Here is a 22,496-nt window from a genome sequence, read left to right as displayed (position 1 = left end):
TGCCGGGAACGCATTGAAAGCGTAGTGAAAGACTGGGTCGGCGTTGCCTGAACCGCACGCGTGCTGTGACCTTTTTCGGACGATTTCTCCATGTTCGCTCCACAATCGCACGGTAGCCTTCATGCTCCTTCTACACGTTGGCGGGCTGGTGGTCAGGCGTATCACTTCAGTGGCAGTGCCCAGGACTGGGCGCGGACTCTCCCTGCATGCAGTGCTGCGCCCTGGCGCGTTGTTGGCAACCCTGGCCCTGGCCGGCTGCATGTCGGTGCCGGTCCCGGACCTGCCTGATCGCACACCCAGCGCCTGGGCCCAGGTGCCGCAGGGGCAAGGCGTGATGGTGGATGCCAGGCAGTGGTGGAAAGTGCTGTCCGACCCGTCGCTGGATGGCCTGGTCGATCAGGCTGTTGCCGGCAATCTCGACCTGCAGCAGGCCACCCTTCGCCTGCAGGCCGTGCGCATCGTCGCCGGCACCTCCGATTCGCGTTTCCTGCCGGAGATCACGGCCAGCGCCAAGCAGGTGCAGGACGCTGCCGCCGTTGATACTTACTTCCATGCCGGCATCGAGGCGATCTGGGACCTGGGCCTGTTCGGCGCCGCCGAGAGCGCGCAGCTGAGCGCGCAGGCTTCGGCCGGCAATGCCGAGGCACTGCGCAATGCCGCGCAGGTGGCGGTGATTGCCGACGTGGTGCGCAGCTATCTGGACCTGACCGTTGCACAGGCCCAGCAGGACCTGCTGGCCCGGCAGCAGGCCGTGGATGATCGCGGCGAGCAATTGGCCCTGGTCCGCCAGCGCCTGCGCCTGGATGAGCCTGGCGAACTGGATCGCCTGCGTGCACGCCAGGCCGCGACCCGCGCCGCCATCGCACAGGCCCGGGAAAATGCCGAAAACGCGGCCCGCGCGCTGGCATTGCTGCTGGGCCGCGATGGCCCGGATCCGGCCTGGCGCGCGTATCGCACGCCGCCGAAGCTGGGCACGTTCTCGCTGCAGCAGGTGCCCGCGGATCTGTTGCGCCATCGGCCGCAGATCCTGCTGGCCGAATCGGAGGTGATGCAGGCTGCGGCCAGCAAGGGCTCGGCGCGCGCCGCGATGTATCCGCGGGTCAGCCTCGGCGGCTCCATCCTGTACGCCTACAACCTTACCCAGAATGCACGCTCCAATTCCGATTCCAGTCCGTCGATCGGCCCGTATGTCGATATTCCGCTGTGGGACTGGGGCCAGCGTCGCGCGCGTTTCCATGCCGATGAGAAGCAGCTGGACGCGGCGCTGCTCGGGTATCGCAAAGCGGTGCTGGAAGGCGTGAGCGAAGTGGAAGGCGCGCTGGGCAGCCTGGCGCGTCAGGACAGCAGCATCCAGTCGTTGCGTGTGGCCAATGATGCCGCCGGCCAGCAGGTCAAGCGCCAGGCGCGGCAGGTGCAGCTCGGCCTGTCCAGCGAGTTTGATGGGTTGGACACGCAGCGTGCCGCACTGGCTTCACAGGCCGATCTGATCGGTGCACAGGGCGCACGTGTGCTGGCGTTTGCTTCGCTGTACCGCGCGCTTGGCGGTGCACCGCTGCCGGCCGAGGGTGAGGGCGAACAGCAATGATCGCGCTGGCCCGCAAGACCCTGGCCTATGAGTGGCGCCGGTTCCTGCCGGTAGTGCTGGCGATGTGTTTCGCCGGCGTGCTGCTGATCGTGCAGGCCGCACTGGTGCTGGGCATCTTCGGTACCGCCGCGATCTACGTGAAGGCATCCTCGGCCGACATCTGGGCCGGCTTCCCCGGCACCCAGAGCGTCAATTACGGACACGCGATCAGCGCGGATGTCGAAAGCCATCTGCGCATGGACCCGGATGTCACCCGCGTGGAGCCCTACGAATGGGTTGATGGCGAGTGGCGTTCCAGTGCGCAGGGCACCGGCAACGTGTCGGTGTACCTGTCCGGCATCTCCACCCGCGACGACGCGATGATCTTCGCGCGCATCCTGCCCGCCGACCTGCGCGCGCAGCTGCGCGAGCCGGGTGCGGTGATCGTCGACAGCGCCGATCTGGATACGTTGGGCGTGGACCTGCAGAACAACCGCGCGTGGATCAACGGCAAGGCGGTGCGCGTGGTCGCTGCACAGCCGGGCCTGCGTGGCCTTGGTGGTGTCAACGTGCTGGCCTCGCTGGATACCGCGCGTGCCATCGCCGGCACCGACGCGCATGAGGGTAGTACCTATTTCGTGGCGGGGCTGCGCTCGCCGGATCTGGCCGATCGCGTGCGTGACCGCTTGGCCACATCGATGGGCCAGGCCACGCCGGTCGAGTTCTGGACCGCGCCGCAGTTCGCCAGTCGTTCGCAGCAGTATTGGTTGTTTGATACCGGCGCTGGCATCGCTGTGCTGTTCATGGCGGTCATCGTCTGCTTCGTCGGTGCGGTGATCACCAACCAGTCGTTCGCGTCGGTGGTGGCCGGTTCGGTGCGCGAGTACGCCACGCTCAATGCCCTTGGTGCCGGCCGCTATGCGCTGGCACGGGTGGTGTTCGAGCAGGCGTTGCTGATCGGCGGCGCGGGCATGTTGCTGGCGGCGGCCTTCAGCACCGTCGTTCTGTTGATCGCACAGACCCAGCGCGTTCCGGTGCAGCTGACGCCGATGGTGATCCTCGGCTGCGTGGCGCTGGTCGCGGTGATGGCCATGCTTTCCAGCATCATGGCGGTACGCAGTGTCGTCCGCTCCGATCCATCGTTGCTGCTGCGTTGAGGGCCGGCCAATGACTTCCATACGCGCCGTCGCCCCGACTCTGCAGGCCGACGCACTGGAAAAAGGTTTCATGTCCGGCGATGTGCAGGTGCCGGTGCTGCGCGGCCTGTCGCTGGACATCTATCCGGGCGAGCTGACCCTGGTGTCGGGCCCGTCGGGTTGCGGCAAGAGCACACTGTTGTCGCTGCTGTCTGGCCTGTCCGCACCCGATGGTGGCCGCGTGCACGCACTCGGGCAGGACGTGGGGCACATGACCCGCGCCGAGGTGGAGCGCTTCCGCCTGCACCATGTCGGCTTCGTGTTCCAGGGCTTCAACCTGTTCCCGGCATTGACGGCGCTGGAGCAGGTGCAGCTGCCGCTCGGCTACCGTGGCATGAGCAATCGCGAAAGCGAACCGCTGGCGCGCAAGGCATTGGAAGAGGTCGGCCTGACCCATCGCAGCCACATGCGTCCGGCGCAGCTGTCCGGCGGCGAGAAACAGCGCGTGGCCGTGGCCCGCGCTTTCGCCAAGTCGCCGACGCTGATCTTCGCCGACGAACCCACCAGCGCGCTGGACGCCGAGAATGGCCAGCGCGTGATCGACATCCTGCATCGCTACGCACGTGCGCATGGCGCCACCGTGCTGTGTGTGAGCCACGATCCGCGCCTGATCCGGCATGCCGATCGGGTGATCGCCATGGAAGACGGCATGGTCCGTGACGACCGCCGCCAGAACGAAACTGTAGAGTCCGCCCCATGATCAAGATGACGTACCTGCTTCCCCTCAGCCTGGCCCTGTCCGCGGCATTGCTGCTCGGCGCCTGTTCCAAGAACACGCCCGCGCCCGAACCGGCGCCGTCGGGCAAGACCGGTGCAACCGCCGCCGGCAAGGTTGCGGTCGCGCGCGGCATCATCGACGTCGAGGGCGGCCTGATCGCGCTGGCGCCGCCGGTGGATGGCTCGATCACCGCCGCGCCGGTGAAGGAAGGGGCCACGGTGAAGAAGGGGCAGCTGCTGCTATCGCTCGATGGCGCCCTGCTGCAGCAGGAAGTGGCAATGGCCACCGCCGATCTGGCCTTGGCCAATGACCGTTTGAAGGGCAGCCAGGCGCAGCTGCGCGAACTGGAGCGCAATGCCACCCGCCTGTCCACGGGCGCCAGTGAAGGCGTGTCGTCCAACCAGCAGGCCGATGCGGCCAAGCAGCAGTTGGCCGGTGTGCGCGCCGATGTCGACGTGGCCGGTGCGCAGGTGGACATGGCCCAGCACAAGCTGGAACACGCCAGGCTGAAACTGCAGCAGATGTCGTTGAGTGCACCGGAAGCCGGCACCGTGGTCGGCCAAGTGCCGGGACTCGGAGCTTTCGTGCAGGCTGGCAAGCCGGCAATTTCGCTATTGCCGGCGCGCCCACTGCAGGTGCGCGCCGAACTCAGCGCCGCCTACGCCGATGCCGTGCAGGTTGGCATGAAGGCTACCGTCGTGCCGGACAGCGATGGCGCCGAAAACACCGGCGCGCTGCCAGCTGCGCGCGTGGTGCGCATCAGTCCGGTGTTCGCGCAGGCACGCCTGCCTGAAGACGCAGGGCGTGGCGTGGCCAAGGTAGTGGAGTGCGTGCTGGAGTTTGAAGGCGAGGCCAAGGCGCGCTTCGGCCAGCATGTGCGGGTGGAGTTCCGGAAGTAGGCGCGGGCCTCAGTTCCCGAGCCAGCGTCGCAGGCGTGGCCAGAGTGAGGCCGGCACAACTACGAGCAGTGCCAGAAGAAGGATGCCGCTGGTTGCAAGCAACCAGAACAGGTGCACATCGCGCACGGGAGACTGGTGCATGGCGGTCACGCCCCAGAGTGTTGTCCAGCCCAGCCAGGGGAAGGCGCAGACAAGCATCCGCAGCCACAGGCGGTGAAAGCGCCATGGCTGCACGATCAGGCCCAGGACAACAATCTCCACCAGAATGATCAGCGAGAAGGTGACGACTGAATCTGTTGGGTAAGGCAGAGTCCCGGACTCGATGTGACGCAGTTGCCAGTAGTCTGGCTTGAAGCCGGCATGGATGAGCGCGCAGACAAGCAGCAGCCACACAACCAGTGCGAACTGCCAGAAGCCTATTGATGCTGCAGGGGGCTGGGAAGAGGATCTCATCTACTGGGTCAGGTAGCCCTGCCGCTTCCAGAAGTTCATCGCGAACGCATCATCTCTCGCGAAGTACGGGGCTTCTCCGCTCAGCAGGTCAGCATTCGCACTGCGCATTTCCCTCGCGCCACGCTTGTAGGTACGCAGTGCGCCTGCCAGTTCAGCCCCTCCAACGGGATCGAGCTGAGCCGGAGAGTCCTCCAGATCTTGGTCGGCCTTGTAGCGGATTCGGACGCGCTCACTGCCATCCATGCAGGTTTCAACGTCGAAGTAATAGCTTTCGATCACGCTCGTGCCGTCAGGCTGATTCAGTTCGCGAGACAGGCGAAGTGTGGGCTCCACCGGATCTGGTCCCTGCTCTTGTTGGCGAAACGCCGCATGACAGTGACCGACCCAGAATCCGCAACGGTCATCATCGTCATAGTTGTCGTAGGGCTTGCAGATCTCCAGCGCAAGAAGATCCTTGATCTCGCTCGCCGGAATGATCTGCGCGGTCCAATGGCGGCTGGACGCCCCTTCCTGCAGGAATTGCCAGGCCTTTAGGACGAGTGCAACGTGGGCGGGCGGGATCTCATGCGCTTCCACTCGCACCCATTCGCTCTGGTCGCTATTGACATCAGTGCAGATGTAATTCCAGAGACCCCAGCCAGTCTCGGGCCTTCGTCCCTTGAGGCGATCAATTATTCCGACAGGTGTTTCAACCCGCTCCATGACGAAGCGTGCGGCGATATTCCTTGATGGGTCTTCCATCTGCAGGATGTAAGAGGGGGCACCAGCATCCTCGATGTCCGCTCGTACTTGAAATGAGATGCCGTCGCGATGGAAATCATAGCCGCAGATATCCATCGGAAGCATGTCCTCGGCGCAGATCCGCAGGAAGTTGTCTGGACTGATAGTTCCGTCGCCAAACAGATTCACTGTGCATAGCAGCGGGTCCGGCGCTGACAGGCTCTCCGCACGGATGACGCTCTTTCCGGTGGTGAGCCTTTGCAACATGGCTCCCGCATCCAATGACCAGAAGCTGTCCGGATCCTCGGATTCGCGTGACAGGCAATCGGGTTCGATGATCTGCTCAATTCCGTCGTCAGTGATGGCTTCGTCGTCCATCCTGCGCATGCAGTGAACAGAGCCATCAAATTGCATGGAGTAGTCGGTCTGAATGAGAAGCGCTGCCTTGGTGTTTCCGACCACGTGCAGTTCCCCGTGGTTGTAGTCGCCCCAGAACAGCTCGCGGACCAGTAGGTTGCCGCCTACGCGGATTTCCTGTCCGCCGACGATGGCATTGGTTGTCGTCAGGTCGCCCGAGACAAGCAGTCCGCATGCGCCGTCGGTTTCAAGGCTGTGAACATGGCGTGCGATCTCTGCATTGCCGCGAACCAGGATGAAACGGATGTACGCACCAAGATCCTCTTCCCGCCATGGGGCCAGCGGGTCGTCCAGGTCCAGTGTGTCCAGCTTGAGGTCGCCATCAACCAGTAGAACCAACTCATCGGGATCACCCCAGACGTAGTGCTCTGGTGCGTATGTTGAGTCATGCGGTACCTCATCCTTGATGTCGGCGTATCGGACGACCTGAAAGGGGCACTCCAGAGAAAGGTGAGCAACGACTTCCTCAGGTGTCGGTACGGACGGTTGTCGCGTGACGGCAACGAGTTCGCCATTCGATGCTTCCTGGGAAAGCTGGAACTCGACAAGCTGGGCCAGTATCGAGAAGTGCACTGGTGCCTCAACCACCTGCAGTGAGTCCAGTTGCGCGACGCCTCCCAAACCGAGTGCGGGGAAGAATCCGTAGCAATGTCCTACACCCAAGCGGCCTTGCGCCAGCACTGCTGCATCGAACATTGGATGGCCGTCCTGGTCGACCAAGTCCAATCTCTCGTCAGGGAGCCGGAAGATGGAAGTTGCATCTCCGCCGATATCACCTGGCGAGAATCTGTCCTCCGTCAATCGCCTGCAGAGGACTAAGCCGCTCAAGAGATCGATCTGGCCCGGACCGTACTGTGTATGCACGAAGTAGATGGTGCCGAACGCAGAGTAAGCGTAGGCGAGTGTGTCCTCTGGAGCGAGATCCGGATCGTGCCGTAGCGCCAGCTCCATCACCATTGCGAGATCCTGCGGATGGCATAGCTGGATCCGGCCGCCTCTGAAGACTGATCGCCCGCGACGGATCAGCAGGTCGCGAATCGCAGCTGGTATTACGTTTTCGAGTGCGTCAACTTCTACGTTGCTGAGGGGGGCAGAATTCAAAAGGCTCGATTGCTGCATGGACGGTCCTGATTCGACAGGAGGTCACTGCAGGACATGGTCAATCGGAACGCTGCCAGTGCTGGAGACCTCGGGTCAGATACTGTCCGTCATAGATCTACCTTGAGGCTATGCAACTAATCTGAAAAGGGGCGCGTGGGGGTGGCTTCGCATTCACGATTCAGCGCCTTCGACTACCGGTAGTCTGGGGTGCTGGAAGAGGCTCGCCTCAGCGCCCGCCATGCGCTCACTGCCGATACCACGCACAGTGCCAGCAGCAGTCCCACATCCAGCAACAGCAGCCACAGCAGGTGCATGCCATGCACCGGCGGTTGGTGCATGGCCGACAGCATCCACGGTACCGACCACGCCAGCAGCAGGACGAAGGCAATCAACAGGCGCAGCCACAGTCGCTTCAGTTTCCACGGCCGCACGATCAAGGCGGCCACGACCAGCTCGACCGTGCCCAGCAACGCGAACACGATGACGGTGCTGGTCGGGTAGGGCAGCTCGGCGCCTTCCAGTCGGTGCAGCAACCAGTAGTCCGGGGTGAAGCCGGCATTGACCAGCGCAGCGACCAGCGTCAGCCAGGTCAGCGCGACCAGTAGCCAAAACAGGCGGACGTAGCGTCTAGGCATCGGCGGTGTCCGTGGTGGCGGGCAGGCAGTTGCGTGATGCATACCACACGGATGTGACGATCGCGGCCAGTGCCAGCAGGCTGGGCCCGATGGTGAAGTACAGCAGGCGCAGCGGGTGGTTGTGCATCAGCGTCCAGGTCGCGAACGCCAAGGGAATCGCCAGCACCAGCAGCTTGGCGAACAGCGGCCGCAGTACCGCGATCAGAGGCTGGGCGCCGAGGAACATATAGAACAGATAGAACTGGGCGATGCCAAGACCGATGTCGCGATGGGACGCGAAGCCGAAACTGTCGCGATACCAGTTCATCCCTACCGGAATCAGTGCCCAGTACAGCAGCGCCACCACCAGATGCAGCAGCAGGGCGATCAACAGGGGCTTGCCGCGAAGGAACATGGGCGAACGGGGCTGGGCGGGGCAGCGTACCCCAGTGCGGACGCCCGTGACCGCATGATGTGAAGACTGTTGACGGCGTGAAGGAATTTGGACACAATAGCGCTCCTTCGACGCAGGTCGAACGGAATCTGCGGGAATAGCTCAGTTGGTAGAGCGCAACCTTGCCAAGGTTGAGGTCGCGAGTTCGAGTCTCGTTTCCCGCTCCAGATTCTACAGGGCCCCGTCAGGGGCCTTGTTTTTCTCCCGCCACGGCAAGGCGGGGCACGTTGGGCCATAAGGCTTTGCGCGCAGTCAGAAAGGTGAAATCGCTGGTGTGTGTTCCGGGTTTCCGGTACCATGGTGGCTTACGCGGGAATAGCTCAGTTGGTAGAGCGCAACCTTGCCAAGGTTGAGGTCGCGAGTTCGAGTCTCGTTTCCCGCTCCATGTTCGGACAGGCCCCATTGAGGGGTTTTGTCATGTCAGGGCTCCGTTCCTGGCGCGCAGTACGTTGGCCTCATGGCAGAGTGGCTATGCACCGGATTGCAAATCCGTTTACAGCGGTTCGATTCCGCTTGAGGCCTCCAAATAAAGCCCTGATTTATCAGGGCTTTTTCTTTGCCTGACGTTTGGCCGTGCTAGCCGGAATCCCCTGATTCGGCCCTGAAATCATCGGTCTGCCACCCGTTTCCGGGTGGCAAACTCGCGTTAACATGTGCCGAGTGCGTTTACGTGAGTTTGAGCAGGGATGGCAACCAAGCGACGCCGGGGCGACTCCTGGCAGTACACGATCAAGCGGGCAGGGCTGCTGCCCCAGCCGGTCTACCTAAGCTTTGCCTCGGAGAGGGAGGGCGACGAGTACGTGCGCCGCCTCGAGGCGCTGCTCGACCGTGGAGTGGTGCCGGAGGAGCTGGCCAACACCAAGGCCGCCGCGAAGGATCTGCGCAGCCAGGTCAGCGAGTATCGGAGCGCTCAGCACATCTCGGTCGATGACGAGCAGCTGCTGCCCGTCCTGCTCTCTCGGCTGCCAATCGGAATTACCCTGCCGCAGCTGACGTTTACGTGGGCGACCGAGTGGGTCACGACCATGAAGCGTGAGCAGAACCTCGCGCCTTCGACCATCCGGCATTACGTGGGTGCCCTGTCGCGCGCCCTGGACTGGCTGGCTGCGCATGGCGCGCTGCCAATGAATCCACTGCGGCTTCTGCCCCGGGGCTATTCGACGTACACGGCTGACGACAAGGTAGCTGTGAAGCGTATCGACGGGGAAGCGAAAGCTGACCAGGAGCGTGATCGCCGTCTGGAGCCTGGTGAGGAAGAACGCATCCGCGAGATCCTGGCCGGCGCAAAGCCGCCGGGACGTCAGCGGCCGCTCGATCTGCCACAGCGCGAGGCGCTGATAATGATGTTCGACATGGCGCTAGAAACGGCCATGCGCATGCGCGAGATCTACACGCTGGAGCGCAGCCAGCTCGACGTGGCGCAGCGTACGATCTTCCTGGACAAGACCAAGAACGGGAGCAAGCGTCAGGTACCCATGACATCAGTTCTGCTGGCGAAGCTTGCCGCGTACGGGGGTGACTACGAAGGGCGGCTTTTCCCGTTCTGGACCGGCGAGCGTAGCCCTCTGGCCCTGCGGCGTGTATCGAGCAAGCTGTCGCGCCAGTTCGAACGCATCTTCGTCTCGGCGGGGTGCGCGGATCTCGGCTTCCACGATCTGCGCCACGAAGCGACGAGCCGACTGTACGAAAGGACCTCGCTGACGGACATTCAGATTGCGAAAATCACCGGGCATCGCGATCCGCGGCAGTTAAAGCGGTACGCCAATCTTCGCGCTTCCGATCTGGCCGATCAGCTTTGGTGATCGGCCTGTTCGTAGGCGCGGAGGTCGGGCAGCTTTGTGCGACGAGACTTGCTTACACGTCTCGCCTGCCCTGACGCCGAAGCGTTGGCTGCAGGTCGGTTGCCGATCGCCGATTTCTTTCGTTCGGCGGCTTGCCTGCGCCCTTCCGAGCGAAGGAAGTCGATCAGGTCCTCACGTAGCATGACCGTGTGCTTCTGATTCAAGCGTACGGCCGGCACCTCCCCCTTATCGACCAGTTCTTTCATTGCTTCCAGACCGAGCCGCAGCATCCTTGCCGCTCCCTCGAGGCCAAGCGTGTCCTCAACGTTGATTGGCGGCGCCTTCCGCTGCTGATCAGCCATGGGACCACCTGGCGGCGGATGGACCCGTGGCAGAATGGCGACCGGCGCACGAGGAGATCAGGGAATGGACTGGTGGCTTGGCTTCAGTCAATGTTGGCCGCTCGGGCAAGACGGGTGCGTGGTGTGGTGGGACGCCTGGGCGGCGATAGGCGCCTTCGCGGCTGTGATCACGACTGCTGTGCTGGGCGTTGTCACCTATCGTTTGGGAAAGGCAGCCAACGTTGCTAGTCAATTGGCAGTCAGCCTGGCCAGTAAGGAAGCCCAACGACAGCTTGCGCGCGACAGGAAAGAGCGAATTCTCCTGCTGATGCAAATAACCCCTGAAATCAGCGCAAACCGTGAACGCATAAATGCTCTGCATGCTCATCTCTCTAAAGAGGAGAGCGAGGGATTCTTCTTGGCCGACGTCGCCTACCGAAAAGAATTCATGGAGGACATGGGACAGGTGGCATTCCCGCTCACGGAGAAATTGGCGGATCGGTATCACTATCTCGACGACCAAACGGGACCAAGGTTGGTCAGAGGAATGGGCCTGTTTGTCTCTCTGCACAACAACTACGAAGCTCTCCTGAATGAGCAGCCCGTTGCAGAGCTTGTAAAGGCGCGCAATCTTCTTCTTGCGGTGCTGCCGCGCATTGCCGCTGATCTTGAGGTTGTGAGATTGGCGTGCGGCGCTGCGGTAAGGGAATGTGGGGTAGACAACCCGAGGATCGCGGACGCTGCGCCTAGAGAAGGCGGGGTTGAGCCTTAGTGACGGTGTTTCCAAGCCTCGATTGGAATCAGTCATTGATCACCGCCTGGCGATCATTTGTACGATGTCGCTCGGCGGCCATGACATCCAGAACCGAGTGGCGTCGAACTATGTCGTGCCCTTCGATCTGGTCGACCACGGCAGCTGTGGGGACGCGGAAGTGCAGTTCGTCCGGGATCACCACCTGCAATTCCTTGTTGCTGGCGGGAAGGCGCGCCAGGCGCAGAGATTTCCAGGTAAGGGGGTAGGGGCCACGCTTCACCCGCGTGTCGGCAGTGGTCATCGACACACCGAGTTCGTCGGCGATCTGGCGCATCGTGTAGCGCTTGTTCTCGATCACGCGGGCGTAAAGCGCGGCCTTTGCTCTGCCAGCCTTCACGCGGTATCGGTGGTGCCGCTCGCTCAGCGTTGGGTCCATCAGGCTGCCTCCAGCTGCGTCTGCGCAGCCGCGCCTACGTTCGCTTCCAAGATGGCGACCAGCGGCGGCGGGCTCACGCTGTTGCCAACCATGGCAACCGCGCGGCTATTGCTGACCTGTCGGCCATCCTGTGTGCGATCGATGATGTAGCTGGCCGGGAAGCCTTGAGCGCGGAACAATTCATGCGGTTTGAGCATGCGCAGCCCGATATCCACGATCACATACGGCACGCCGCTCAGATGCACCGTGACCAGCGCCAGCCGGTCCTTCGTGGTGATGGTCGCCAGCGGCTCGTTCAGTTCTCCGTGCTGTCCGCCAGTGCCGTAGTAGCGCATCAGGAACGCGGCAACGCGCAGTGCGCCGGCTTCCTGCTCAGTGCTCAGGACGCACTCGATCACCCCATGGTGAGTTGCACCCGCGCAGATGGTGCTGAGCGGCTCAGTCGTAGTCTGGCCGTCCGGGTTCCTGCTCAGCGTCACCAGGTGTGCGGTCGTGAGGCGCTGGTGACTGCCGTTGGCGCAGATGGTCGGCATGGGCTCATCGGCGGCGCTGCCGGCGCCCTGGTAGAACCCGCCGTTGGCCTGCTCCAGAAACGCCGCCATGATTCCCATGGCATGGGCGGCACCGGCTGGACGCGCCGCGCCAGCGCCGCTGGTGATGGTCGGCATCGGGTGGCCGGCGTCCGCACCATCGCTGGTGCCCCGGAACTTGACGAGGGACGCTGCGGCGAGGGCATAGCCGCCGCTGCCGCTGGCTGTGATGGTGCCCGCAGGCTCGTCGGCAGGTCGAACCCCGGCACCCCAGCGCTTCACGCCTCCAGGCTTGCCTTCGCCGTGTGCGGCCTGCACTAGCATCGGCGCCACGACCGCGTGCGAGCCGCCGCGCGGCCAAGCCGTGATGGTGCCCAGAGGATCGCCTCCGCAAGCGACGCCGTTTGCGGAAGCATTCGCGCACTGCACGATGGTGGGCGACACGATCATCATCTCGCCACGGTTGGCGGCAGTGATGGTCGGCATCGGTTCGCCGATGCCATGCGGCCGGCGTTCTCCGCCGTGCGTTGCGTGGACGATGAACGGCTCGGCGGCGTCCAGCACAAAACGTTTGATGCCTCGGACAATACGGGCCTCGGTCGCGGCCGCGAGGGGCTTCTTGCGGCCGAAGATGCTGGGACACGGGATGGACCAGTCGATGCTGGATGCCGCCGACACGTGCGGCTCTGCGCGGGCTGGTCCATGGGTCGGTTCGGGCCAGGTGATGGCCTCACCGTCGCACCGGGCGATCATGTAGAGCCGCTCCCGCGTGGTCCCGGCGCCGTAGTCGCAGGCCCGCAGCACACGCCACTCCACCTGGTACCCGAGCGCACGCAGCACAGCGACGAAGCGACGCCAGGTGCTGCCTTCGCGCTTCTTGTCCGGGATCAGGAACTGCTGCTCCAAGGGGACGCGCTCGCCGGCAGCGGCGACTGTGCCGTCCAGCTTGATCACGCGGCCGGTGGCCTTATCGCGCTTGGCGATTAGCGGGCCCCACTTCAGGATCTGCTTCACGTTCTCCAGCGTGATGATGCGCGGACGCACAGTGCCGGCCCAGCGCGGTACCACCCAAGACAGCGAGCGGGTTGCTCGGCTGCGCGGCTGACCGCCCTTGGCCTGGCTGAAGTGCGTGCAGTCCGGGCTCGCATGTAGTGCGCCGACAGGCCGACCGCCGCACTCGACGCGGGGGTCGGCTTCCCACACGTCCTGGCACAAATGGCGGGTATAGGGGTGATTGGCAGAGTGCAGTCCAACAGCCCAGGGGTTGTGGTTGATCGCAATGTCCACCGCTCGGGCCAGCGCTGTCTCCATCGCGTGGCTTGCGCCGCCTCCGCCGGCGAACAGATCAACGATGATCTCGTCCGCGCGGAGCCGTGACTTCAGGTCATGCAAGGGGAAGCGGAAACCGCCGGAGCCGTCAGCCATGTGCCGTCTCCTTCGCCGTCATTGCGGCGATCGCCAGTGGTCGCACAAACCACGCGGCAAGGCCGTCCTTGGTCTCTCCCAGCCACGCAATCCGCCAGTCCTTGCCGGGCGCCTCCGGGTTCCAGTCGTGCAGTTCCTGCGCGTTGGCGTAGACGCCCGATCCGATGCCCTCTTCGGAATACTCGCCCTCGACCACGACCAGGTCGAAGCCCTGCGCGAGGAACAGCGGCCGCAGCGATACCTCGCGACCGTCGGCCCACGCCGGCACGTCCGGATGGCACAGGATCTCGCCGTAGGCATTGCGCGCTGGGAGGCGACTCGGGTGGTACAGGCCGCGCCACGGGTCTGCCGGATCGACCACGGTGTGTGTCTGATTCCTGACCAGCTCCAGTAGCTCGGTCGCCTGCGCCAGCCGGGCCCGGGTGGTATCGCAAAGCGGCGTGTCGCCGTCCTGCATGCTGCTGCGCAGAGTTGAGACATGGGCGGCAACGGCGGCTTCGAACACGCGCAGATCCTGCAAGCGCGGCAGGCGGTGGTGCAGATCCCGCAGCGCGGTCTGGGCCTGGGCGAGGGTGATGGCCTTCGCTTGGTTAGGCAGCCACACGGCCTCGACCGCGATCGCGTTGATCGTGTCGAATGCGTCGCGCAGGACGGGGCAGTTTGTCGGCAAAGCCGTGGTGTTAGCGGTCATTGGCGGGCCTGATCGAATTGGGTGAAGGTGTTGACGAAGGCGCCGGCGAGCGGTGCATTGCAGACGGAATGCGCTTCGTCGGCAGGGCGACAGGGAAACGGCGGCGTGCGGCGGTACCGGCAGTTGGGGTCGTTGGCGTACTTGCCGTCGTTGAGCCGAATCACCTGGTACTCAGGGAACGCCTCATCAGGCAGCGTCTGACGGGCCTCCTGCATCAGCGCGACAAAGCGCGCCTGCCACTCGACCGGCATCGACTGTAGGGTGCGTCGCGGCGCGACGTGGTAGGCCGCGCGACTGAAGCCGAAGGCGTGCCATGCCGGGCCATCGGAGTAGGTACTACCGGGCCTGCCGGGTTCTGTGACGGTTGCCGGGTGCGATTCGCTTCTCATGGTTGCCTCAGTCGATGTCATGGGTTGCCATGCGCTCTGCATAGCTACCGAGGTTGGCCGCATGACGGCTGATCAGTGGGCGAAGCGGGGTGTGCCCCAGCACTTCGATGCGCCCGCCCGCTGCGAGGAAGGCGTCCAGGTCGTCGGCCAACTGCTGCCGGTCGAGTTCCCTGTGTCGAATCGTGGTCGCCGCGTCACTGACGCCGGTGAGCGGACCTGCCACGCAGCTCGGTCGTTCCCGCACCGGTACCGCACGCATCGGTGCGATCGCATGTTGGGTGTGGCTGGACAAACGCCAGATCCCGCGCACGCCGGAGCGGTGGCAGATGGCCTGGCCGCTGCGTGCCAACCCCTTTAGCGTGTAGCCGATAGCCTGGTGGGTGCTGTTGATGCGGCCAGCGGTCTTGATCTGTTCGACCGTTGCGCCTTGCGGGAACATGGACAGGACCTTGCGCACTTCGGCGGCCCGGCCGATCTGCTGCGGGCGTGCGCTCATGCGCGGGCCTCCGCGAGCAGTTCGCGCATTGCCCAGCCGTGGTGCAGTACACGCGACGAGTGGTGAGCAACGGCATCCGGATTGTTGGTCAGGACGAGCGTGTCGTGGAGCGGATAGGCGGTGTGGCCGTCCCAGTCGTCCAGTACCTCGCGCAGGCCAAAGTGCTCGCGCAGCTCCTGCGCGTTGGTGGTTTTGCCGCAGCGCTGCGGCCCATAGATCACAACTGAACGGCTCATGCGGGGATTCCTCGCGTGCGGCGCGTAGCGCGGTTGGTGGGGGAGATCGACCGAACACGCACGCCCTGGCGGTCGAGCCAGCGGCGCGCGGCCTGTGCGGCAAGTCGGTTGAGGGAAAACGTGACGCCGCCGAGGGTGAGCGAGTGGTGCGATACCCCCACGCTCCGGCTGGCGCTGGCGGCGACCTTCAGGAGCGACTCGCGGGGCGCAGCGGTGTAGAGGCCGGCCCATAGCCAGCCTTGGCACACCATCAGCACGAGCGACTCGCCCTGGTGGCCGGTGGCGAATTGCTGCTCCACTGGCAGGATGGGCTGCACGCTCATGCTGTGAGCGCCAGGTCGCGTGCCCTCGCGATCTCGGCCTCTGCGGCAGCGAGGCCGAGATCGGTCAGGGTCGCCTTGCGCGGCAGTTGCGGGTCGTCGTACCGGATTAGGACGCGCTCATCCAGCCAGTTCATGACGCGGCGCGTGAAGACCTTCTCCGGTCGGTTCGTGGGCGCGAATCCGGCGCGGGTGCGGTGCAATGCGTGGTCCGAAGCGGCATGCGCTGCCAGCAGCGCGGCGCGTTCTTTCGGCTTGAGTGCGGCGGCCATAGCGTGTCTCCTGATCAGGCTGCGATGGAGGTGGAAGGGGCGGCTGAGGCGAGTTCGGCCAGCACTTCGCCGCGGTGGCGGGCGAGGTGGGAGATCGGAATGCGGTAGTGGGCCAAGGTGCTGTCGGTCCAGCGCAGCTCGGCCAACGCGGCACGGTCGCAGGGAACCGGCCGGGTCGCGATGCCGCAGCGGTGGCACTCGATGTGGACCAGGTCGGGGCAAGCCGTCCCCAGGCGATGGCCGGTGGGTGCGCCGCTGGTGGTGACGATCTGCGCGCGATGGCCGTGGCCGCAGGAGGGAACCGATGCAGGCAGCGGGCGGGAGGTCTGGCGCATGGTCAGCCCCTCACCGAACTGCTGGTTGCCCAGCGGGCCTTGGCCGCATTGCGGTCGGCGTGGGCGACGTGGATCTCGGCGATGCGCAGCGGCACGACAACGGCAGCCAGAAGTGCAACTGCCAGCCAGGCGATGCGGAGGCGGCGGCTCATTGCGTCGCTCCGTCGGTGCTGGACTGAGAAGATGCGAGGAGCAGGCGGTTCAGCAGGTTGAGCCACTTGTTGAGGCCCTCGGCTTCCTTCTCGGGCACCCAGAAAATGGTGCTCTCCGCTTTAAGCAGTAGATGGCCGCGGTTGTCCCTCCGAATGCCCATCAGGCGGTCCGGTAGAAGGGTGAGCTGGGTCAATGTGGCGCCATCAATGCCGCGCGCTTTCTGTCGGGCCGTCGCATTGCGGCGGAGGGCCAGCGAGAACTGACGCTCGCCCTGGTCATATGTGATCGTCAGGGTGCACGAACCGGGCATGTGTACTTCGTGTACCTGTTCCCGTTCGCCCACAAATGCGCAGCGCGTCATGCCCGCACCTCCGCAGACATGTCCCGTGAACAGGCTTCCAGGCGGAGGCTGGCGACACCCATGCGCCGGGAGCGGCGCAGCTGGTTGCGGCTGTGTTCGCCCTTGCTGCGAACCCACAGGGTCCGGGCGGTGCTGTGATCGCGTGCTGCCACGGCCCGCAGGGCCTTCACGGCCAACAGCGGCAGCAGGCAGGGGCTTGGATCGGCGTAGCGATGAGACATGGCGCGCTCCTATTCGAAGGAGGGCGCCGGCGGGTCAGTTGCCGAGGGGGCGGCTACTGCCGGTCAGGGGAGGGGCCGGCAAGGTGGCGACCCGCCGGTCGCCCGCCGGTCGTTGGCCGGCGAGGCAATTTATCCCACAGCTAAATTATCATTGCAATAGCTGTGAGCTAAATTTTCGTCAGGGGCTGAAAAAGGGAAGGGCACGCCTGATAATTCCTAGGCATACAGGGCCAGGGAGGCTGCGATGTTTAACAGGTTGGTGATGCTGGGGGTTGCGCTTGCAGTTTCACCTTGGGCTTCGGCAGAGGTGTTCAAGTGCAAGGGGGCAGCCGGGGAGACGGTCTACTCGCAAGCCCCGTGTTCCGCAGGCGCAGCGCCGATGAAGCTGCGCTCCAATCGAGCTTCAACAGAGAGTGCGGGCGAGGCTGCCAATCGTGCGGCGGTGTATCAGACGACAGAGCTTGCAGATGCTGGCATCTCCGAACGGAACTGCTTGTCCTCAGAGCAAAGTAGGATTTACGGCCCGGTCAACGCCCGTGGGCAGGATGTGTCACGTCAGATCGCTGCGCTAAACCGTGAACTGGCTACTGCAAGGAATAACCTTGCCGGCGCAACTTATGCGTCTGGGATAAGGTCTCAGATTGCTAGCCTGCAGCAGGCCCAGACAGCCGACAGAATCTCTGCAGATAGCCAGATGGCCGAGGCCAGGAAGCGATGCGGCGACGCTCGTGCTGAGCGAGAACGAGCCACGCGGGAAAAATACTCAGGTGCCGGCACGCCATAGGTGTGGGCGCGTTGCGCGCCCACTTGCTTTGATTCAGGGTCACGCGTCCTGGATGGAAACATCTCGGATGAAGCCAGCTTCATCCAAAGGAACTCCGTCCATACAGCATTCTCTGGCGGCTTCCATCTCCCGATGCAGACGCACCAGCGCGTCGTTTTCAAGGCAATCGATGCCTGGCGTGTTGAATGTTGCCTGGTCGATCAAGCAGCCCAAGTTGTAGTGATCCCGGAGCCAGCGGATACGCCGGAGAATGCTGTCTCGCGTTACGTTATCGATGGCTGATGGCCTAGGTGCTTCGACTAAGCGAAGCTTGGGCTTTTGCCCGTCACGCCTTGCGACGCGTTGCGCGATCACCTGAGCCAATGCTTCGAGCGTCCCGGCGGCCGGGGGTTCCTTCTTCTGCTTCTCCATCCTTCTCCCTGAGCCTTTGTGCAAGCGCCTTGCTGAAGTCAATCAGGTTGTCGGGAGTTACCGTTGCCTCACCCCGCTGGTATAGGTACTCGTAGGCATAAGCCAGTGGCGTACCGTCTTCTTCATTGCTGAAGTCATCAATCCCAAGGTTGGCGAACGTTAGCCTCACGAGCCTGATCGCGGAGGCGATGATCTCAGGGTCGATTCGCAGATCCTGAGAACCAGCAGGGGCCCCAGCACTAGCGTCGTCGTCGGACCTCGGCTGGTCCAGCCAGCCATGGGATAGCCCGGCCGCGCGTTCGATCTTGCGCGCAACGTCATCCCCCATCTTCTTGCCGCTCAATAGCTGGTTCAGATAGGAAGGCGCCATGTCCAAGTGGATGGCGATCGCTTTTTGCGTCCCCAGCTGTGGTTTGAGCGTGGCGACCAGGGCCTGGAGGTTGAGGTGTCTGGCGGTGATGGCATCCATACGGCAAGCGTAGCTAGTAGCTAAACGACGAAGTTGCGCTGTGTGCTTGACATTAACGTTTAGCTCGGGGCTAAATACTGGCCCTATGGACCTACTCACCTTCATTTCGGACCCCGAACGTAAGCGGCGCCTCGCTGCCTTGACCGGCAGTTCTGAGGGATACCTGTGGCAGTGCGCGACCGGTTGGAGGAACAAGAAGCCCAGCCCGATCCTGGCGCGAAAGATTCAGCTGGCGTCAGTGGAGATCGGTGGCGAGCTTGGCTGCGAGCCTTTGGCTCTTGCTGCGATCCGCCCTGACATCTGGCCGGCTGAGACGGCATGAATCGGTCTACATACAAGAGCCTTGCGCGCCGGGGCGAACAGGACCGCTACCACGCCGCCGATGCCGGATGCGGCGTCGTAGGTTCGGATCGCGGTGAAGCGCATGCGCTGCGGGAAGCTGATGATCTCTGCCATGGCGCCAATGTTGCCCCGGCCGCAATCAGCCTTCCCACGATGATCGTTGGCCCGTTTCAGGGGGACGCATGACCTGCCTCCGCTCTGATCTTTACTGGCGGGATGCCCTGCACAACGCAGTGGCCCGCGCCCCAGGTGGTCTGCAGGATGCGGCCGCACACATCAGCAAGCGTAGGGGCAAGTCGATCTCGGCAGAGACCCTGCGCAAAAAACTGCGAGGCATCGATGGTGAGTCTATCTCCATGGAGATGGCCGAGATCCTGACGGACTACCTGCAGCAGTTCGTGGTCACGCAGGAGATTGCCACCGACTGGGTGTGCTCCCTCGCAGGTCAGTACGACCTGATGGTGGATTACGTACCGCCGCCACCCGAGGGTGGTTGGCCGAACGAGCTGGCCGCGATCCAAGCAAAGCTGCTGGAGCTGCACAAGCTGACCGGCGCGCTGGCTGGCGCCGGTATCGACGCTATGGCCGACCAGCGCTTGACCGTCCCCGAGGCGGATCGAATCCAGGACCTATCGCGCGACGTGCGCAGGCTCTGCTACCGACTGGAGCGCAACGCCTGCCGTGCTGCTGGTAAGCAGGGGATGGAGGACTGACGTGGCAACCCACCACGCCCATCGATCCCGATATCGACGGCGTGGCATAGCCAGCGCAGCTGCGCGGCAAGCAATGGAACTGGCCGCCTTGGCGCTGACTGACGCGGTGCCCGGTTTGGTAGGTGAAGAAGCATTGGCGGAGCGCGAGCGCATTCGCCAGCGACAAGAGCGGCAAGACAACCGGCAGCACTGCCTGCCTTTGGGGAATCCAGATGTACCAAGCAAGCACTGATTCGGCCCCATCCCCCCGGGTGGCTTGTGAAAGGCCGCGTGCTGCCCGCGCTACTGAATCCGCCCTGGCATTGCGAACCATTCGCGATACCAGCGACGGGTCCTCCCTGGACCTGACGGACGCGGGTATTCCGACGCGCATTTCCTGGGTAGATAGCGGCTCGGGAAACTACTGAATGTCTGAGAACTATGGGGATGTGCTGCAGCAGTTGCAGTCAGCCGGCCTGCTGGTCACCGAGTTGGACACCACAGGGCGCATGGTTCGCTGCCGCGTCGAGGGCTCACGCGAGCGCCGTGGCTGGTACGCGCTGCACGAACTGAATACCTCGGCCGGCGAAGTGCTGGTCGTCGGCACCTATGGCGTCTGGCACGGCAACGAAAACGGCGCGACCAAGGTTGATCTGCGCAAGCGCGACAAGACCTTCTCTGATGAACAGCGCGAAGCGGTGCGCAACCGGTTGGCCGAGGATCGTCGCAGGGCCGAGTCTGCTCGCCAGACCCAGGCGAAGCGGGCGGCCGAGCGGGCATCGTCGGCCTGGGCCAAGGCGAATGCAGCCGGCGAGGCCGACTACCTGGTCAGCAAGGGCGTGCAGGGATTCGGTCTGCGCTATGGCACCTCCGGCGCGGCACTCGTCCCGCTGCTGGACGTCAACGGCCAGGTGCATGGCTTGCAGGTGCTGCGCAGCGCGAAGCTGGCCGCCGCAGGACGCAAGCCGGCCAAGGAGTACTGGCCGGCAGGCATGGTCAAGAAGGGCCACTTCCATCTGATCGGCGGAAGTCCCCAGTGGATCTTGCTGGTGGCCGAGGGCTATGCCACTGCGGCCACGCTACACATGGCGACGGGATACCCGGTGGCAGTGGCGTTCGACGCCGGCAACATGCTGGCCGTCGCCTCGGCACTGGCAAAGCGCTATCGCGGCATCAAGATGCTGCTGTGCGCCGATGACGACGTGCTGCAGAAGTGCCGACACTGCAAGAGCCGCCTCGTCCTTGCCGACCATCCGCAGTTCTGCCCCTCCTGCGCGCAGCCTCATGGCGCATCGAATGCAGGTCTGCTTGGTGCCGAGGCCGCAGCGCTGGACGTGGGTGGAGCGGTGCTGCATCCGGTCTTCGCCGATGAGTCGGGCAGGCGTGAGCGCTTCATCGACAGCGGCCGCAAGATCAGCGACTTCAACGATCTGCACGCCCAAGAGGGCCTGCATGTCGTGCGAGCGCAGGTCGAGGCCCGTCTCACGGAGCTGTCCTGGCGGGTGCCAGCAGAAAAACGCGCGCCTTCCATCACCAGCAACGGGGGCGAGGGGAATGATCGCCTGGCACCGATCCACTCGCTGAACGAGTTGCTTGAGCGCTTCGCCCTGGTCTATGGGCAGGGCGGCACGGTGTTCGACCACAAAGAACACATGTTGGTCGCACTGGGCGACATGCGCGATGCCTGCGTGCGCAAGGAATTGCACCGGGCGTGGATGGAGCATTCGGATCGGTCCATCGTGCGGGTACGCGAAGTTGACTTCGACCCCTCGTGCGAGAAGCCAGGGGTGACATGCAACCTCTTTGCCGGTTGGCCGACCGTACCGCAAGAGGGCAACTGCGACCGGCTGCTGCAGCTGCTCTGGCACATGTGCGGCAACGAGGCCAACCAGAAGGCGCTGTACGACTGGGTGGTCAAGTGGCTTGCTTACCCGCTGCAGCATCCTGGCGCCAAGATGAAATCGACCATCGTCATTCATGGTCCGCAGGGCACCGGCAAGAACATGTTCTTCGATGAGTACATGAAGCTCTACGGTGACTATGGGCGCGTGTTGGACCAGGCGGCGCTGGAAGACAAGTTCAATGACTGGGCCAGCCGCAAGCTGTTCCTGCTGGCCGACGAAGTGGTCGCACGCACCGAGGTGTACCACCTGAAGAACAAGCTCAAGGCGTTGATCACGGGCGACCGCATCCGCATCAACCCGAAGAACATTCAGGCCTACGAGGAGGACAACCACGCGAACCTGGTGTTCCTCTCCAACGAGGCGATGCCTGTCGTGCTGGAGGAGGATGACCGGCGTCACGCGGTGATCTGGACGCCGGACAAGCTCAGCCAAGAGTTCTACACCGCGGTGCTGGCCGATATCCGCAATGGCGCCACGGCGGCACTGCACCACTATTTGCTGCAGGTGGATCTGACTGGCTTCACCAATGGCACCAACCCGCCGATGACCCAGGCGAAAGAGGAGCTGATTGGCCTGAGCCAGGATAGCCCGCAACGGTTCTTGGACGAGCTTTACGGCGACGACATCCCCGGGCTCAAGCCCATGCCAGCGCTCTCGAAGGAGTGGTACGAGGTCTATAAGGCCTGGTGTGCGCGAGAGGGCCTGCCGCGCCCGGCGCCGTCACCAAAGTTCATCAACGCGCTGGTGCGCAAGCGCCAGATCACCCATCCCGATCGGGCGCGCAAGCGCTACCAGATCGAGCAGAGCGTGAACGGACCTCACGGCTTCCTGATGCTCGGCAACTGCACCGTGCCTGACGGGAAGACAGAGGCAGCATGGCTGGGAGACCAGGTCGTGTCCTTCCGTCGCATGTTCTCCGACTACAAGGGGCGTGCGTGATCACTACACCCATCAATGTGCGGCGCGTGCGGGATGTGCGGGCCGATGTGCGGGCATTGAATTGCCGTGAATCTCTTG

Annotated in this window: 29 protein-coding genes and 3 tRNA genes; 12 read left to right on the top strand and 20 right to left on the bottom strand. The window is 63.8% G+C overall.

Going from position 1 to position 22,496, the window contains the following annotated elements; all coding sequences use genetic code 11:
* Positions 1-121 precede the first annotated feature (121 nt).
* From ABR323_RS06680 to ABR323_RS06665, 4 genes are read left to right on the top strand one after another with little or no spacing between them, the layout of a single operon-like run.
* The gene (locus tag ABR323_RS06680) at positions 122-1,585 is read left to right on the top strand and encodes an efflux transporter outer membrane subunit (protein ID WP_439448726.1); all 1,464 of its coding nucleotides are present in this window, start codon (positions 122-124) and stop codon (positions 1,583-1,585) included.
* Positions 1,582-2,721, top strand: a complete 1,140-nt coding sequence (locus ABR323_RS06675; protein WP_439448725.1) for an ABC transporter permease — start codon at positions 1,582-1,584, stop codon at positions 2,719-2,721. Before ABR323_RS06680 ends, ABR323_RS06675 begins: the two co-directional genes overlap by 4 nt.
* A 10-nt stretch (positions 2,722-2,731) precedes the next feature.
* Positions 2,732-3,460: an ABC transporter ATP-binding protein gene (locus ABR323_RS06670; protein WP_439448724.1), complete on the top strand. Its 729-nt coding sequence runs from the start codon at positions 2,732-2,734 to the stop codon at positions 3,458-3,460.
* Positions 3,457-4,377 carry an HlyD family secretion protein gene (locus tag ABR323_RS06665; RefSeq protein WP_439448723.1) on the top strand — a complete coding sequence of 307 codons (921 nt, stop codon included), beginning with the start codon at positions 3,457-3,459 and terminating at the stop codon, positions 4,375-4,377. The genes ABR323_RS06670 and ABR323_RS06665 overlap by 4 nt, the downstream gene beginning before the upstream one ends.
* Before the next feature lie 9 nt (positions 4,378-4,386).
* Here ABR323_RS06665 and ABR323_RS06660 read toward each other — a convergent pair whose 3' ends face one another.
* The 4 genes from ABR323_RS06660 to ABR323_RS06645 all read right to left on the bottom strand — a co-directional run bounded on the left by ABR323_RS06660 (position 4,387) and on the right by ABR323_RS06645 (position 8,097).
* Positions 4,387-4,830, bottom strand: coding sequence for a hypothetical protein (locus ABR323_RS06660; RefSeq protein ID WP_439448722.1), 444 nt, complete (start codon positions 4,828-4,830; stop codon positions 4,387-4,389).
* Positions 4,831-7,086, bottom strand: coding sequence for a T6SS immunity protein Tdi1 domain-containing protein (locus tag ABR323_RS06655; RefSeq protein WP_439448721.1), 2,256 nt, complete (start codon positions 7,084-7,086; stop codon positions 4,831-4,833).
* Positions 7,087-7,259: 173 nt separating this feature from the next.
* Complete coding sequence (locus ABR323_RS06650; protein ID WP_439448720.1) at positions 7,260-7,703, bottom strand: hypothetical protein; 444 nt, start codon at positions 7,701-7,703, stop codon at positions 7,260-7,262.
* Entirely contained in the window at positions 7,696-8,097 is a 402-nt protein-coding gene (locus ABR323_RS06645) for a hypothetical protein (protein ID WP_439448719.1), read from the bottom strand. The genes ABR323_RS06650 and ABR323_RS06645 overlap by 8 nt, the downstream gene beginning before the upstream one ends.
* A 130-nt stretch (positions 8,098-8,227) precedes the next feature.
* Between ABR323_RS06645 and ABR323_RS06640 the strand changes: the two genes are divergently transcribed.
* The 4 genes from ABR323_RS06640 to ABR323_RS06625 all read left to right on the top strand — a co-directional run bounded on the left by ABR323_RS06640 (position 8,228) and on the right by ABR323_RS06625 (position 9,938).
* Positions 8,228-8,303, top strand: a tRNA-Gly gene (locus ABR323_RS06640).
* A 142-nt stretch (positions 8,304-8,445) separates the two neighbouring features.
* A tRNA-Gly gene (locus ABR323_RS06635) sits at positions 8,446-8,521 on the top strand.
* A gap of 66 nt (positions 8,522-8,587) precedes the next feature.
* Positions 8,588-8,661, top strand: a tRNA-Cys gene (locus ABR323_RS06630).
* Between the two features lie 161 nt (positions 8,662-8,822).
* Positions 8,823-9,938: a tyrosine-type recombinase/integrase gene (locus ABR323_RS06625; protein WP_107432272.1), complete on the top strand. Its 1,116-nt coding sequence runs from the start codon at positions 8,823-8,825 to the stop codon at positions 9,936-9,938.
* Here ABR323_RS06625 and ABR323_RS06620 read toward each other — a convergent pair.
* Positions 9,926-10,279, bottom strand: coding sequence for a hypothetical protein (locus ABR323_RS06620; protein WP_107432273.1), 354 nt, complete (start codon positions 10,277-10,279; stop codon positions 9,926-9,928). The two genes, ABR323_RS06625 and ABR323_RS06620, sit on opposite strands and share 13 nt — an antisense overlap.
* A 64-nt stretch (positions 10,280-10,343) precedes the next feature.
* Here ABR323_RS06620 and ABR323_RS06615 point away from each other — a divergent pair, with 64 nt between their 5' ends.
* On the top strand, positions 10,344-11,030 hold the full coding sequence (locus ABR323_RS06615) for a hypothetical protein (RefSeq protein ID WP_439448718.1): 687 nt from the start codon (positions 10,344-10,346) through the stop codon (positions 11,028-11,030).
* 28 nt (positions 11,031-11,058) lie between these two features.
* Here ABR323_RS06615 and ABR323_RS06610 read toward each other — a convergent pair whose 3' ends face one another.
* Genes ABR323_RS06610 through ABR323_RS06555 form a run of 12 tightly spaced genes read right to left on the bottom strand, consistent with a single transcriptional unit; the run spans position 11,059 to position 16,877 of the window.
* Positions 11,059-11,448: a hypothetical protein gene (locus tag ABR323_RS06610; protein WP_439448717.1), complete on the bottom strand. Its 390-nt coding sequence runs from the start codon at positions 11,446-11,448 to the stop codon at positions 11,059-11,061.
* Positions 11,448-13,403, bottom strand: coding sequence for a DNA cytosine methyltransferase (locus ABR323_RS06605; RefSeq protein ID WP_439448716.1), 1,956 nt, complete (start codon positions 13,401-13,403; stop codon positions 11,448-11,450). Before ABR323_RS06605 ends, ABR323_RS06610 begins: the two co-directional genes overlap by 1 nt.
* A complete protein-coding gene (locus tag ABR323_RS06600; RefSeq protein ID WP_439448715.1) occupies positions 13,396-14,094 on the bottom strand; it encodes a hypothetical protein in 699 nt (232 codons plus the stop codon). The genes ABR323_RS06605 and ABR323_RS06600 overlap by 8 nt, the downstream gene beginning before the upstream one ends.
* Complete coding sequence (locus ABR323_RS06595) at positions 14,091-14,483, bottom strand: hypothetical protein (protein ID WP_439448714.1); 393 nt, start codon at positions 14,481-14,483, stop codon at positions 14,091-14,093. Before ABR323_RS06595 ends, ABR323_RS06600 begins: the two co-directional genes overlap by 4 nt.
* 7 nt (positions 14,484-14,490) lie before the next feature.
* Complete coding sequence (locus tag ABR323_RS06590) at positions 14,491-14,979, bottom strand: hypothetical protein (protein ID WP_439448713.1); 489 nt, start codon at positions 14,977-14,979, stop codon at positions 14,491-14,493.
* Complete coding sequence (locus ABR323_RS06585) at positions 14,976-15,215, bottom strand: hypothetical protein (RefSeq protein WP_439448712.1); 240 nt, start codon at positions 15,213-15,215, stop codon at positions 14,976-14,978. The genes ABR323_RS06590 and ABR323_RS06585 overlap by 4 nt, the downstream gene beginning before the upstream one ends.
* Positions 15,212-15,538 carry a hypothetical protein gene (locus tag ABR323_RS06580; protein ID WP_439448711.1) on the bottom strand — a complete coding sequence of 109 codons (327 nt, stop codon included), beginning with the start codon at positions 15,536-15,538 and terminating at the stop codon, positions 15,212-15,214. Before ABR323_RS06580 ends, ABR323_RS06585 begins: the two co-directional genes overlap by 4 nt.
* Positions 15,535-15,807: a hypothetical protein gene (locus ABR323_RS06575; RefSeq protein ID WP_049400536.1), complete on the bottom strand. Its 273-nt coding sequence runs from the start codon at positions 15,805-15,807 to the stop codon at positions 15,535-15,537. The genes ABR323_RS06580 and ABR323_RS06575 overlap by 4 nt, the downstream gene beginning before the upstream one ends.
* Before the next feature lie 14 nt (positions 15,808-15,821).
* Positions 15,822-16,142 (bottom strand): hypothetical protein, encoded by a 321-nt coding sequence (locus ABR323_RS06570; protein WP_199849305.1) that lies wholly within the window; start codon positions 16,140-16,142, stop codon positions 15,822-15,824.
* Positions 16,143-16,144: 2 nt separating this feature from the next.
* Complete coding sequence (locus ABR323_RS06565) at positions 16,145-16,294, bottom strand: hypothetical protein (RefSeq protein WP_439448710.1); 150 nt, start codon at positions 16,292-16,294, stop codon at positions 16,145-16,147.
* The gene (locus ABR323_RS06560; protein ID WP_439448709.1) at positions 16,291-16,656 is read right to left on the bottom strand and encodes a hypothetical protein; all 366 of its coding nucleotides are present in this window, start codon (positions 16,654-16,656) and stop codon (positions 16,291-16,293) included. Before ABR323_RS06560 ends, ABR323_RS06565 begins: the two co-directional genes overlap by 4 nt.
* A complete protein-coding gene (locus ABR323_RS06555) occupies positions 16,653-16,877 on the bottom strand; it encodes a hypothetical protein (protein WP_049400533.1) in 225 nt (74 codons plus the stop codon). The genes ABR323_RS06560 and ABR323_RS06555 overlap by 4 nt, the downstream gene beginning before the upstream one ends.
* A 244-nt stretch (positions 16,878-17,121) precedes the next feature.
* Here ABR323_RS06555 and ABR323_RS06550 point away from each other — a divergent pair, with 244 nt between their 5' ends.
* Positions 17,122-17,661, top strand: a complete 540-nt coding sequence (locus ABR323_RS06550) for a DUF4124 domain-containing protein (protein ID WP_125894680.1) — start codon at positions 17,122-17,124, stop codon at positions 17,659-17,661.
* A 39-nt stretch (positions 17,662-17,700) separates the two neighbouring features.
* On the opposite strand, the gene ABR323_RS06545 is transcribed toward ABR323_RS06550, so the two are convergent.
* From ABR323_RS06545 to ABR323_RS06535, 3 genes are all read right to left on the bottom strand, one after another.
* Entirely contained in the window at positions 17,701-17,865 is a 165-nt protein-coding gene (locus ABR323_RS06545; RefSeq protein WP_279914214.1) for a hypothetical protein, read from the bottom strand.
* A 121-nt stretch (positions 17,866-17,986) separates the two neighbouring features.
* Positions 17,987-18,541, bottom strand: coding sequence for a hypothetical protein (locus ABR323_RS06540; protein WP_279914212.1), 555 nt, complete (start codon positions 18,539-18,541; stop codon positions 17,987-17,989).
* A gap of 225 nt (positions 18,542-18,766) precedes the next feature.
* Positions 18,767-18,997, bottom strand: coding sequence for a hypothetical protein (locus ABR323_RS06535; RefSeq protein WP_049423629.1), 231 nt, complete (start codon positions 18,995-18,997; stop codon positions 18,767-18,769).
* A gap of 68 nt (positions 18,998-19,065) precedes the next feature.
* On the opposite strand from ABR323_RS06535, the gene ABR323_RS06530 reads away from it, so the two are divergent.
* Both ABR323_RS06530 and ABR323_RS06525 read left to right on the top strand, forming a co-directional pair.
* The gene (locus ABR323_RS06530) at positions 19,066-19,596 is read left to right on the top strand and encodes a hypothetical protein (RefSeq protein ID WP_049423631.1); all 531 of its coding nucleotides are present in this window, start codon (positions 19,066-19,068) and stop codon (positions 19,594-19,596) included.
* Between the two features lie 407 nt (positions 19,597-20,003).
* On the top strand, positions 20,004-22,418 hold the full coding sequence (locus tag ABR323_RS06525) for a DUF5906 domain-containing protein (protein ID WP_439448708.1): 2,415 nt from the start codon (positions 20,004-20,006) through the stop codon (positions 22,416-22,418).
* Positions 22,419-22,496 lie beyond the last annotated feature (78 nt).

Source organism: Stenotrophomonas sp. ATs4 (assembly GCF_051861585.1).
GTDB lineage: Bacteria > Pseudomonadota > Gammaproteobacteria > Xanthomonadales > Xanthomonadaceae > Stenotrophomonas > Stenotrophomonas maltophilia_AS.
This window is presented reverse-complemented; position numbering and strand designations above follow the sequence as displayed.

Excerpts from the sequence above, each read along its gene's own strand:
- ABR323_RS06550 (WP_125894680.1), top strand. The coding sequence starts at position 17,122 with ATGTTTAACAGGTTGGTGATGCTGGGGGTTGCGCTTGCAGTTTCACCT.
- ABR323_RS06675 (WP_439448725.1), top strand. The coding sequence starts at position 1,582 with ATGATCGCGCTGGCCCGCAAGACCCTGGCCTATGAGTGGCGCCGGTTC.
- ABR323_RS06565 (WP_439448710.1), bottom strand. The coding sequence starts at position 16,294 with ATGAGCCGCCGCCTCCGCATCGCCTGGCTGGCAGTTGCACTTCTGGCT.
- ABR323_RS06620 (WP_107432273.1), bottom strand. The coding sequence starts at position 10,279 with ATGGCTGATCAGCAGCGGAAGGCGCCGCCAATCAACGTTGAGGACACG.
- ABR323_RS06525 (WP_439448708.1), top strand. The coding sequence starts at position 20,004 with ATGTCTGAGAACTATGGGGATGTGCTGCAGCAGTTGCAGTCAGCCGGC.
- ABR323_RS06605 (WP_439448716.1), bottom strand. The coding sequence starts at position 13,403 with ATGGCTGACGGCTCCGGCGGTTTCCGCTTCCCCTTGCATGACCTGAAG.
- ABR323_RS06650 (WP_439448720.1), bottom strand. The coding sequence starts at position 7,703 with ATGCCTAGACGCTACGTCCGCCTGTTTTGGCTACTGGTCGCGCTGACC.
- ABR323_RS06600 (WP_439448715.1), bottom strand. The coding sequence starts at position 14,094 with ATGACCGCTAACACCACGGCTTTGCCGACAAACTGCCCCGTCCTGCGC.
- ABR323_RS06560 (WP_439448709.1), bottom strand. The coding sequence starts at position 16,656 with ATGACGCGCTGCGCATTTGTGGGCGAACGGGAACAGGTACACGAAGTA.
- ABR323_RS06625 (WP_107432272.1), top strand. The coding sequence starts at position 8,823 with ATGGCAACCAAGCGACGCCGGGGCGACTCCTGGCAGTACACGATCAAG.
- ABR323_RS06575 (WP_049400536.1), bottom strand. The coding sequence starts at position 15,807 with ATGGCCGCCGCACTCAAGCCGAAAGAACGCGCCGCGCTGCTGGCAGCG.
- ABR323_RS06590 (WP_439448713.1), bottom strand. The coding sequence starts at position 14,979 with ATGAGCGCACGCCCGCAGCAGATCGGCCGGGCCGCCGAAGTGCGCAAG.
- ABR323_RS06580 (WP_439448711.1), bottom strand. The coding sequence starts at position 15,538 with ATGAGCGTGCAGCCCATCCTGCCAGTGGAGCAGCAATTCGCCACCGGC.
- ABR323_RS06655 (WP_439448721.1), bottom strand. The coding sequence starts at position 7,086 with ATGCAGCAATCGAGCCTTTTGAATTCTGCCCCCCTCAGCAACGTAGAA.
- ABR323_RS06585 (WP_439448712.1), bottom strand. The coding sequence starts at position 15,215 with ATGAGCCGTTCAGTTGTGATCTATGGGCCGCAGCGCTGCGGCAAAACC.
- ABR323_RS06530 (WP_049423631.1), top strand. The coding sequence starts at position 19,066 with ATGACCTGCCTCCGCTCTGATCTTTACTGGCGGGATGCCCTGCACAAC.
- ABR323_RS06610 (WP_439448717.1), bottom strand. The coding sequence starts at position 11,448 with ATGGACCCAACGCTGAGCGAGCGGCACCACCGATACCGCGTGAAGGCT.
- ABR323_RS06595 (WP_439448714.1), bottom strand. The coding sequence starts at position 14,483 with ATGAGAAGCGAATCGCACCCGGCAACCGTCACAGAACCCGGCAGGCCC.
- ABR323_RS06555 (WP_049400533.1), bottom strand. The coding sequence starts at position 16,877 with ATGTCTCATCGCTACGCCGATCCAAGCCCCTGCCTGCTGCCGCTGTTG.
- ABR323_RS06570 (WP_199849305.1), bottom strand. The coding sequence starts at position 16,142 with ATGCGCCAGACCTCCCGCCCGCTGCCTGCATCGGTTCCCTCCTGCGGC.
- ABR323_RS06645 (WP_439448719.1), bottom strand. The coding sequence starts at position 8,097 with ATGTTCCTTCGCGGCAAGCCCCTGTTGATCGCCCTGCTGCTGCATCTG.
- ABR323_RS06680 (WP_439448726.1), top strand. The coding sequence starts at position 122 with ATGCTCCTTCTACACGTTGGCGGGCTGGTGGTCAGGCGTATCACTTCA.
- ABR323_RS06665 (WP_439448723.1), top strand. The coding sequence starts at position 3,457 with ATGATCAAGATGACGTACCTGCTTCCCCTCAGCCTGGCCCTGTCCGCG.
- ABR323_RS06670 (WP_439448724.1), top strand. The coding sequence starts at position 2,732 with ATGACTTCCATACGCGCCGTCGCCCCGACTCTGCAGGCCGACGCACTG.
- ABR323_RS06540 (WP_279914212.1), bottom strand. The coding sequence starts at position 18,541 with ATGGATGCCATCACCGCCAGACACCTCAACCTCCAGGCCCTGGTCGCC.
- ABR323_RS06615 (WP_439448718.1), top strand. The coding sequence starts at position 10,344 with ATGGACTGGTGGCTTGGCTTCAGTCAATGTTGGCCGCTCGGGCAAGAC.
- ABR323_RS06660 (WP_439448722.1), bottom strand. The coding sequence starts at position 4,830 with ATGAGATCCTCTTCCCAGCCCCCTGCAGCATCAATAGGCTTCTGGCAG.
- ABR323_RS06535 (WP_049423629.1), bottom strand. The coding sequence starts at position 18,997 with ATGGCAGAGATCATCAGCTTCCCGCAGCGCATGCGCTTCACCGCGATC.